At 71.8% G+C, this 1,829-nt stretch carries 1 pseudogene; it reads left to right on the top strand.

The features are described from left to right. Nucleotides 1–16: 16 nt before the first annotated feature. Nucleotides 17–1,829 (top strand): annotated as a pseudogene (locus tag ACFWZ2_RS08810) (hypothetical protein); the annotation flags it as partial.

Genomic DNA, 1,829 nt, shown 5'->3' with positions numbered 1-1,829 from the left:
CACGGTTCCTGCCGGGGTGACGGGTACGTCGATGGAGGGGTGCACGCTGGCGGACGGGACGTACACCTGTGCGGCGGTGGAGATCCCGGCGGGCGGTACGAAGACATGGACGCTGAAGGGCACCCTCGACGCCGACGCGACGACCACCCCCACGAACACGGTGAAGGTCACCGGCGGCCCCGACCCGAGCGCCTCGGAGCGCACGGCGGAGGCGTCGACGACGGCAAGCCCCGAGCCCCGCGCCGCACTTGAGATCTCCAAGGTGCTGCTGACCTCGCCCGTCGTGCCCGGCGAGCAGATCCAGTGGCGGGTGACCGTCAAGAACAACGGCCCGTCCCGCGCCAGGAACGTGGTCGTCAGGGACGCGGTCCCCTCGGACGTGTCACGGGCCCGGATGCGGGCGGAGTCCGACGACACGGACTGCCCCTTCACCGGGACCACCGCCGCCTGCCCGGCGGTCGAACTGGCACCGGGCGCCTCCGTCTCGTACCTCCTGACCGGCGTACTCGACCCGGGCGTCACCACCACGCCCGTGAACACCGCGACCGTGACCGGCGGCCCCGACCCGAGCGCCGCCACGCGCACCGCGACGGCGTCGACCAGCGCGTCCCCCCAGGGCCGCGCCTCGCTCACCGTCACCAAGGTCCTCCTGACCTCGCCGGTGGTCGCCGGGCAGACGATCCAGTGGCGGGTCACGGTGAAGAACGACGGGCCTTCCACGGCGCGCGACATCGTCGTACGGGACCGGATCCCCGCCTCGGTGACCGGCTCGCGCAAGGTCGCGGACAGCGACGGCACGGAGTGTCCGATCACCGACAACGAAGCGGTCTGCCCCGCCTTCGACCTGGCGGTCGGCGCCACCAAGACGTTCACCGTGACCGGCGTGCTCTCCTCGGAGGCGACGACGACACCGACGAACACGGTGACGGTGACCGGCGGCCCCGACCCGAGCGCTTCGGAGCGCACAGCCGTCGCCTCGCCGAGCGAATCGATCGCCTACCGGGCCGACCTGAACCTCTCGAAGACGCTCCTGACCTCCCCGGTGGTGCCGGGCAAGCAGATCCGGTGGCGGGTGACGGTGAAGAACAACGGGCCTTCCCGGGCCCGTGACGTACAGGTCAACGACCCGATCCCGGACGGCGTCTCGAACCCCTCCATGACGGCCGACGACGACGGCACCAGCTGCCCGATCGCCGAGGGCGTCGCGAAGTGCCCGGAGGTCGAACTGGCCGCGGGCGCCTCGAAGTCGTACACCCTCACCGCCACCATGGACGCCGACGCGACCACCACCCCCACCAACACGGTGTTCGTGACGGGCGGCCCCGACCCGAGCGCGGGAGACAACACCGCGACCGCCGTCCCGACCGCATCCCCCGACCTCCAGGCGCACCTGCGGCTCTCCAAGGTGCTGCTGACGGCCCCGGTGGTGCCGGGGGAGCGCATCCAGTGGCGGGTGACGGTCGCCAACGACGGCCCGTCCCGCGCCAGGAACGTGGTCATCAAGGACCGCATCCCGGCCCAGGTCGTGGGCGCGACCCTGACGGACGACGCCAACAACGTGCCCTGCCCGATCAGTTCGGGCACCGCCACCTGCCCCGCCATCGACCTCGCCGTCAACGCGTCCCGCACCTTCATCCTCACCGCAACCCTGTCCCCCGACGCCACCTCAGCCCCGGAAAACACCGCAACAGTCTCCGGCGGCCCAGACCCCAGCGCATCAACCCGCACAGCCACCGCATCCCCGTCACCGGCCACGCCACGCGCCTCGCTGACGGTGACGAAGGTGCTGCTGACGTCTCCGGTGGTGCCGGGGGAGCGGATTGAGTGGC

Origin of the sequence: Streptomyces sp. NPDC059002 (genome assembly GCF_042740435.1) — a bacterium.
Classification (GTDB): domain Bacteria; phylum Actinomycetota; class Actinomycetes; order Streptomycetales; family Streptomycetaceae; genus Streptomyces.
This window is presented reverse-complemented; position numbering and strand designations above follow the sequence as displayed.